Origin of the sequence: Actinomadura sp. KC216, assembly GCF_004348535.1 — a bacterium.
Lineage (GTDB): Bacteria > Actinomycetota > Actinomycetes > Streptosporangiales > Streptosporangiaceae > Spirillospora.
This window is the reverse complement of the sequence record NZ_SMJX01000358.1, coordinates 1-7,974: the sequence shown is the minus strand read 5'-3', so window position 1 is coordinate 7,974 and position 7,974 is coordinate 1. Positions and strand designations below refer to the sequence as shown.

Genomic DNA, 7,974 nt, shown 5'->3' with positions numbered 1-7,974 from the left:
GTGCGGAGGATGCGGCGGGGGTCGTCGGCGTCGGGGAGGTGGTGGCCGACGGAGAGGAACAGCACCGCGAGCGGCTCGCTGAAGTCGATGAGGCGGCGCGTGTCCTCGTGGTTCAGGATCGTGTCCTGGTCGCGCATGTCGGCGGTGATGACGGTCGTGGAGCCGTCGCCGGCGAGCAGGGCGCGGGCGTGGATGAGGACGATGGGGTCGATGTCGACGTAGACGACGCGGGCGTCCGGGGCGAAGCGCTGCGCCACCTGGTGGACGTTGTCGTCGGTCGGCAGGCCGCAGCCCATGTCGATGAACTGCCTGATTCCCGCGTCCTGGACGAGGTAGCGGACGGCGCGGTAGAGGAACAGCCGATTCGCCCGGGTGATATCGAGGCCCTCGGGGAAGTCGGGCAGGTGCTTCATGGCGAACCGGCGGTCGATCTCGTAGTTGTCCTTGCCGCCGAGATACCAGCCGTAGACGCGTGCCGAGGTCGGGATGTCGTCCGGGATTTCGTGGAGGGTCACGCTGCGCTCCCGTACGGAGAAGGCCTCTTGTCGGGGCTCACCGTAACCTCGCGTTTGGTCGGCGGGGGAATCCTGTCCAAGATCGGCCGCCCCGGTCAGGCGCCGTGGCGCCTGGCCGTCAGCGCGGGATGCGGGCGAGGGTTGGTAGCGGGACCAGTCCGTACTGGTAGTAGTCCACGGTGTCCGCGCCGGACGCGCGCGCCATCTTCACCTTGGCCGCGAGGTGCTCGGCCGACGCCGTGTCGGGGAGGCCGGGGCGCAGCACGGCGCGGAGTGTGGTCGACGAACCCAGGGCTGTGCGGTAGGCGGCGACGTCCTCGGCTACGCGGGCCTCGTCGTGCGCGTAGCAGAGGATCGCGTAGGACGGAACGACCTCGCTCACCGCAGCCGGATCAACACCGATCTGCCAGGCGGAGTCGGCGGCCGGGGCGCCCGTGGGACGTCCATCGGCGTAGCCCTTCACGGCGCCGGTCAGGTCGAGGAACGTGAGGGCGGAGCCTTCGCCTGCCACGGCTTCGGCGACCTCGGCGGCGAGGGACGTGACGATCGGGGTCCGCGCGCGGGCGTAGTCCTCCAGGGCGGAGGGGATCTCGTCGGCGGGCGGGCCGCCGTCCAGGACGGAGGCGGCCAGGCGGGACGCGGCGTCCCGCGCCTTTTCGGCGGAGGGGATGCGCGCCTGGCAGTGCGTGCAGAAGCACAGGCCCAGTGCGAATTCGGCGGCCGGGCCGAGGGCGACGAAGGAGCGTTCGTGGTGGTAGCCGTGTCCGAACGTCCCGAAATGGAGGGACTCGGTGACGACCGAGTCCATTCCCTGGCGGGCGATGGCGCGGCCGAGCGCGACGGCGTACGCGCGGACGTCCGGGTTGGACGGGCACAGGTCGGCGGGCGCGGCACGGTCGCCGAAGCAGTTCTCCTGCGTGACGTCCGGAAAGGCGAGGCCGAGGGTGGTGTTGTGCAGGAACACGCCCCAGCCGTGCAGCGGAGCGTCCAGCTCGCGGGTCTGTTCGCGGAGGGCGCGCAGGGGTTCCCGGTCGGCGTTCCGCTGGACGGGCGGCACGAGCCGGAGCCCGTCGAAGAGGTCGCCGGGAGGGAAATGGATTCCGTCGTGCCGCAGCGTCACGCGGGTGCGTCCGTGGGGGGTCACGTCGCGGGCGCGGTGGTAGGCGGCGCCGATCGTGATGGACGAGACGCCATGGGAGAGGATCTGCGCGGCGTCGACTCCGCCGTGCAGATCCTCCACCAGGACGTAGAGCGAAGAGTCCATCAGCTCTGCTTGTAGGCGACGAAATCGATCTCGACAAGGATGTTCATCAGGTCGGACCCGACGGTGGTGCGCACCGGGTACGGCTCGTTGAAGTGCTCCCGGTACACCTTGTCGTAGGCGGGGAAGTCGCGGTGCAGGTCCTGGAGGTGGACGGTCGACTTCACGACGTCGTCCAGGCCCAGGCCGTGCTCGGCGAGGATCGCGGACAGGTTCGCGAGGACCTGCCGGGTCTGCTCGGCGACGTCCTTGCCGACGACCTCGCCGGTCTCCGGGTGGATCGGGCCCATCCCGGACGTGTAGAGGAAGTCGCCTGCCACCAGAGCCTGCGAGTACGTGCCGAGCGGCGCGGGCGCGGCCGAGCTCCGGATCTCACGCTTGCCCATATCTGTCTCTCCTTAAGGAATTAGCGGGTGACGGTGTCTTCGGCTGATTTCAGCAGATCGAGCTCCGCGCGGCTCGGAAGGCCCTCCCAGTCGCCGCGCGCGGCGACGGCGTACGCTCCGGCGGCCGTGGCGGTTTCTAGGCGCTCGCCTACCGGGCGTCCCCGGACGAACTCGGCGAGGTACCCGGCGGCGAACGCGTCGCCCGCGCCGACCGGGTCGATCACCGGCACGGTGTGCGCGGGCTGGACGTGCAGGCGCCCCTCGCACAGCGCGACGACGCCCGCGGCGCCCCGCTTGATGAGGACGTCGCGGGGGCCGAGCGCGGCGAGCGACCCGGCGAGCCCGGCCAGGTCGTCCCCGTCCGCGGGGGACTCGTCGGCGGGCACCACCAGGCGGGCCTCCTGTTCGGTGGCGAAGACCAGGTCGGCGCGTTTGGCGAGGTTGCGCAGGCATTCACCGGCCTCGGCGGGCGTCCACAGGGCCTGCCGGTAGTTGAGGTCGAGCGAGACCGGGACGCCCGCGTCCCGCGCGGTCTCCACGGCGTCGTCGAGGGCCTGCCTGGCGGTGGCGCTGATGGCGGCGGTGATCCCGGTGACGTGCAGGACGCGCGCCGAGCGGATCAGGTCGTGCGGGACGTCCGACGGGCTCAGCCGCGAACCGGCGCTGCCCGTCCGGTAGTACTGGACGCGGGTGAGCGTCCCCGAGCGGCGCTCCTTGAACAGCAGCGCGGTCGGCGCGGACCGGTCCACAACGGTGTGCCCGAGCTGGACGCCCTCGCCCGCCAGGACGTTGGTGATCAGGCGGCCGAACTCGTCGTCGCCGACGCGGCCGAACCAGGCGGCGGTCCCGCCGAGGCGGCACAGCCCGATCGCGGTGTTCGACTCGGCGCCGCCGACGCCGAGGTCGAGGGTGCGGGCATGCCGCATCGGCCCGACGACGGGGTTCTCCAGCCGCGCCATGGTCTCCCCGAAGGTGACGAGGTCGAGGCCCGCTTCCGACATCGGGCGGCGCCCTCGCGAGGACGCCCCCGGTTGTTCCGACGAGGAACCGTCCGGCGATCCGTGCGACCCGTCCGGCCTCCGCTGCTCCGGCGCGGTCATCGGGCGGCCGCCACGGCGGCGAGGAGCCGTCCGGCGCGGTCCGACAGGTCCGACAGGGAGCCGCCGTCGAGGGCGTCGCCGATGAGGGAGCCGCCCGAGCCGACCGCGACGGCGCCCGCCTCGATGTACCCGCCGGCGGTGTCCGGACCGATCCCGCCCGTCGGGAGCAGCGGGATGTCGCGGAACGGTTCGGCGAGGTCGCGCAGGTAGCGGGGGCCGAGCGCGTTCGCGGGGAAGACCTTGACGGCGGTGGCGCCGAGCTCCCAGGCGCGGGCGACCTCGCCGGGGGTCAGCGCGCCCGGGTAGTAGGCGATGCCGCGCTCGCCCGCGGTCTCGGCGACCTCCGCGCTGGTGTCGGGCGCGACGAGGAAGGACGCGCCGGCGTCGGCCGCCGCGGACGCGTCCGCGGCGGTGCGCACCGTCCCGGCGCCGATCTCGACGTCCCCGGGGAGCCGGTCCCGCGCCGCGCGGAGTTCGGCGAGCGCGCCAGGCGTGTTGAGGGTGATCTCCAGGCAGCGGACGCCGGCGTCGGCGAGGGTGTCCAGGACGTCGGCGACGCGGTCGGCGCGGGTGCCGCGCACGACCGCGACGACTCCGGTCGACGTCAGCGCGCAGCCCGGCGCCAAGCGGGGGATCATGGGGGTCCTCTCAAGTCCGTATGTCGGGTGGGACGTGTCGGAAGGGCCGTGTCGGTGGCGGGGGAGGCCGGGTCAGGAACGGATGCCGTGTCAGAAATAGGTGCGGATCAGGTCGGTCACCGTCTCGTCGTCGTCGACGACCGGGATGACCTGCCATTTGTCGAAGGCCGTGCAGGGGTGGGAGATGCCGAAGCACAGCAGGTCGCCCGGCCGTGGCGGGGGGCCCTCGACCATCACGTAGGCGTGGTGGTCGTTGGTGTCGGTGACGCGCAGGCCGCCCGCCGGGTGGACGGACCCGTCCCGACGACGGAGCCGCAGCGGAACCGGCAGCCCGGCGTCGTACGGGGCCTCCCGCTTGCCCAGGCCGACGATCGCGAGCCCGGGTTCGGGGACGGAGGTGACCTGCGCCCAGATCTCCAGCGCGGCGTCCAGCGACCCGGGGATGCGGGTGAACGGCGTCCGCTGCGTGTAGATGCCGTCGTCGTGGGACACGTAGGCGCCGCTGCGCAGGATGACGGTCAGCTCGTGTCCGGGCAGCCACGCCCCGGACAGTTGCTCGGCGACCTGGTCGAAGTAGGCGCTGCCGCCCGCGGTGACGATGACGTCGCGGGGGAGCAGCCCGGCCTTGGACAGCTCGGCGGTGGCGTCGCGGAGCAGGCCGAGGTAGGCGCCGGCGGCGGGGACGTCCGGCAGCCCGCCCTCGTAGCCGGCGACCCCGGCGAGCTCGGTGCCGGGCGCGGCGGTCACGGCGCGGGCGACGGAGGTCAGCTCCTCGACGGTGCGGCAGCCGGACCGCCCGCCGCGGTGGCCGAACTCGACGAGCACCCGGAACGGCCGCTCCCCGGCCGCCGCGGAGATCGCGGCGACGCCCTCGACGGAGTCGGCGTACAGCAGGAACTCCATGCCGCGGCCGATCTCGTCGCCGAGCCAGCGCAGCGCGGTCGGGTCGAGCAGCTCGTTGGCCAGCAGGATCCGCGGGACGCCGAACTCCCGGCAGGCGAGGACCTGGTTCGCGGTCGCGGCCGTGATGCCCCAGGCGCCCGCGTCGAGCTGCGCCTGGAACAGCGTCGGGGCCATGGTCGTCTTGCCGTGCGGCGCGAACGCCAGGTCGTGCGCGGCGCAGAACGAGGCCAGCGCGGAGATGTTGTGCTTGAGCGCCGACTCACGCGCCACCATGACCGGCCAGGTGAACGGCCCGCCGAACAGCTGGTGGCGGGCGGCGGCGAACTCCTCGAACGCGACCGGCGCGCCCGGCTGCAAGAAACCCTTCGTCCGCCAATCGACGTGCTCGGCGGGGATGGTCAGGCTGGTCACGGCAGATTCCCTCCTCCATGGTTCTCGGTACCGCGATCGGCTCGGCTTTCGGAACGACTCTCCAACCGGCTTTCGTAGCGACTCTCAGAACGGCTTTCGGGACGCCCGTCGGGACGGATCTCGGAGCGGAGCTCCAGGCGGTTCGCGCGGCGGCGGGGACGGGACGAGCCGAGCACGCGGGAGATGTCCAGCGCCGCCCGCTCCACCATCGGACCGACCTCCCGGACCCGCGCCGGCGTCATCCGGGACGTCAGCCCGGACACGCTCAGCGCCCCCACGGCCCGGTCGGTGTGGTCGAAGATCGGCGCGGCGACGCAGCGGACCTCGGGCTCGTTCTCCCGGTCGTCCACCGCGTACCCGGACATCCGGACCCGTTCCAGCTCGGCCGCCAGCCGGGCCGGGTCGGTGATGGTCCGCTCGGTGCGCGGCGGCATGCCCGCGTCGATGACGTCCTGGACGTCGTCCTCCCCCAGCCAGGCGAGGATGGCCTTGCCGACCGCGGTGCGGTAGGCGGGCATCCGCATCCCGACCCGCGACGCCATCCGGACGTTGTGCTCGTTCTCCACCTTGTCGATGTAGACGACGTCCGGCGCGTCGTACACGACGAGGTGGCAGGTCTCGCCGACGACGTGCTGCAACCGGCGCAGCGGGTCGGCGGCGACGGAGCGCATGTCCAGCGACGACAGGTACGCCTGGCCGAGCCGCAGCGCGCCGTGCCCGAGCCGGAACCAGCCCGTCTCGCGGTCGCGGGTGAGCAGGTCGCCGTCGAGGAGCGGCCCGGTGAGCCGCAGCACGGTGCTCTTGCTGATGCCGAGGTCCTCGGCGATCCGGGTGAGCGACACGCCGCGGGCGTCGGCGTGGTCGCGGACATGGTCGAGGACGGCGAGCGCGCGCCGCAGCGACGACGACTGGTTCCGCGCCGCCGGCTTCGCCGCCCGCGGTCCGTCAACGCCCGTGTCGTGGCTCATGTGGTGCTCTCCGGAAGCAGTCCGCGGGTGAGGGCGTCGCGGGCGGACGCCAGATGGCGGCCGGCGCGGGCCAGGGAGACCTCGTGGTGGCCGGGGAGCAGCATGTCGATCTCCAGCGCGGCGAGGCGTTCGAGGCTGGCTGCGTACTTGGGGACGCGCGCGTCGTGCAGGTTCTGCAGGGAGATGCGTCCGCCGGTGAACACGCAGTCGCCGGAGAACAGCGCCCGCCCTTCCGGCGCGTCCAGCAGGTAGCAGGTGTGGCCGTCGGCGTGCCCCGGCGTCGCGATGGCGGTGAGGACGACCCCGCCGCCAAGGTCGATCCGCTCCCCGTCCGCGATGGGGCGCACCGCCCGGCACGCCGCGAACGTGTAGTCCACGGGGTACACACCGGACGCCTTCCCGCGATTGACGCTGAGCAACTCCTCCGCACCGGACGCGATCCACGCGTCCGCCGGGGACCCGGCGCGGACGGCGAGATCCGGCACCCGCTCGGCCAGCTCAGCGGCACCGCCCGCGTGGTCGGCGTGCCCGTGCGTCAGCAGCAGGTGCCGGTCGCCCTCCGGCCCGGCCGCCGTGGCCGTCCGCCGCGCGAGCAGCCCGGCGGACGCCCCGGCGCCCGCGTCGATCAGCGCCGCGCCCCGCGAGCCCCGCACCAGGTAGACGTGGCAGTCCAGCGGATCGGTGAGGTCGAACCCGGCCGCGCCGCTGCCGACCAGGTCGATGTGCTGCGTCAGCCTCACCCGTGCCGCCCCCCGCCGATGCTCATCGACCGGACGGTCTCGACGACGAGCCGCGCGGCCAGGTCGACATCGGCCAGGGCCACCGACTCGTCGGCGGAGTGCGCGTCCGCGACCGAGCCGGGGCCGAACACGACCGACGGGATGCCCGCGCGGGCGAGCTTGCTGGCGTCGGTGCCGAACGGCATCCCGTGGACGGACGCGTCCCGTCCCGCCGCCGCCAGCGCGCCGCGCAGCGCGGCCGGGACCGGGCTGGCGGCCGGGGTGTCGAGCGCGTAGTCGACAGTGAAGGGTTCGTCGACCTCGATCCGGCCGGGGATCAGCGCGGTCAGCTCCTTCCTGTCCTTGCGCCACACGTCGATGGGGTCCTCGCCGGGCAGGGTGCGGCGGTCGATGTCGATCTCGCAGCGTCCCGGGACGGTGTTCGGCCCCTCCCCGCCCCGGACGCGCGTGACGGTGCGGGTCGCGGCCCCGAGGAGCGGGTGCGGCGGGACGCCCGGCGCGGCGCGGTCGAGGTGGTCGATGACGCGGGCCATGAGGGTCACCGCGTTGACGGCCTCGTCCGGGCGCGAGCTGTGCCCGGCCGTCCCCAGCGCGCGGACGGTGTAGCGCACGCACCCCTTGTGCGCGACGGCGGCGACGAGGTCGGTCGGCTCCCCGACGATCGCGCCCGCCACCTCCGCATCGGAGAGGTCGGAGATCAGGCCGAGGACGCCCTGGTATGCGTGCTCCTCGTCCATGACCCCGGCGAGCACGACCCCGAACGGCGGCGGGTCCCCGGCCGCCGACGCCGCCGCGAGCTCGGCCGTGGCCACCATGAACGCGGCCAGCGGGCCCTTCGCGTCGCACGCGCCGCGCCCGTACAGGCGGCCGTCGCGGATCGTCCCGGCGAACGGGTCGACGGTCATGCCGCCGGTCTCGACGGTGTCGAGATGCGACTCCAGCAGCACGAAGCGCGGGTCGCGCCCCGGCACGGTGGCGACGACGTTGGGCCGTCCCGGGAGGACTTCCCGCAGCTCGGCCCGCACCCCCCGCGCCGCCAGCCAGTCCCGGAC

The 7,974-nt window shown here is 73.6% G+C and carries 9 protein-coding genes; all 9 read right to left on the bottom strand.

Annotated features, from left to right (window positions below; translation table 11 throughout):
* Window positions 1-515: SAM-dependent methyltransferase (locus E1264_RS36805; RefSeq protein ID WP_243711401.1), on the bottom strand; the 515-nt coding region annotated here is incomplete at its 3' end.
* Window positions 516-633: 118 nt separating this feature from the next.
* The gene (locus E1264_RS36800; RefSeq protein WP_132181192.1) at window positions 634-1,779 is read right to left on the bottom strand and encodes a hypothetical protein; all 1,146 of its coding nucleotides are present in this window, start codon (window positions 1,777-1,779) and stop codon (window positions 634-636) included.
* A complete protein-coding gene (locus E1264_RS36795) occupies window positions 1,779-2,162 on the bottom strand; it encodes a Rid family detoxifying hydrolase (RefSeq protein ID WP_132181190.1) in 384 nt (127 codons plus the stop codon). The genes E1264_RS36800 and E1264_RS36795 overlap by 1 nt, the downstream gene beginning before the upstream one ends.
* A 20-nt stretch (window positions 2,163-2,182) precedes the next feature.
* Window positions 2,183-3,163, bottom strand: coding sequence for a sugar kinase (locus tag E1264_RS36790; protein WP_132181188.1), 981 nt, complete (start codon window positions 3,161-3,163; stop codon window positions 2,183-2,185).
* Between the two features lie 95 nt (window positions 3,164-3,258).
* A complete protein-coding gene (locus tag E1264_RS36785; RefSeq protein ID WP_132181186.1) occupies window positions 3,259-3,900 on the bottom strand; it encodes a bifunctional 4-hydroxy-2-oxoglutarate aldolase/2-dehydro-3-deoxy-phosphogluconate aldolase in 642 nt (213 codons plus the stop codon).
* Between the two features lie 90 nt (window positions 3,901-3,990).
* The gene (locus E1264_RS36780) at window positions 3,991-5,214 is read right to left on the bottom strand and encodes an alanine racemase (RefSeq protein WP_132181184.1); all 1,224 of its coding nucleotides are present in this window, start codon (window positions 5,212-5,214) and stop codon (window positions 3,991-3,993) included.
* Window positions 5,211-6,182: an IclR family transcriptional regulator gene (locus E1264_RS36775; RefSeq protein ID WP_132181182.1), complete on the bottom strand. Its 972-nt coding sequence runs from the start codon at window positions 6,180-6,182 to the stop codon at window positions 5,211-5,213. The genes E1264_RS36780 and E1264_RS36775 overlap by 4 nt, the downstream gene beginning before the upstream one ends.
* A complete protein-coding gene (locus tag E1264_RS36770; RefSeq protein WP_132181180.1) occupies window positions 6,179-6,922 on the bottom strand; it encodes an MBL fold metallo-hydrolase in 744 nt (247 codons plus the stop codon). The genes E1264_RS36775 and E1264_RS36770 overlap by 4 nt, the downstream gene beginning before the upstream one ends.
* The coding region (locus E1264_RS36765) for a M20/M25/M40 family metallo-hydrolase (protein WP_132181178.1) at window positions 6,919-7,974 on the bottom strand (1,056 nt) is incomplete at its 5' end. The genes E1264_RS36765 and E1264_RS36770, both read right to left, overlap by 4 nt.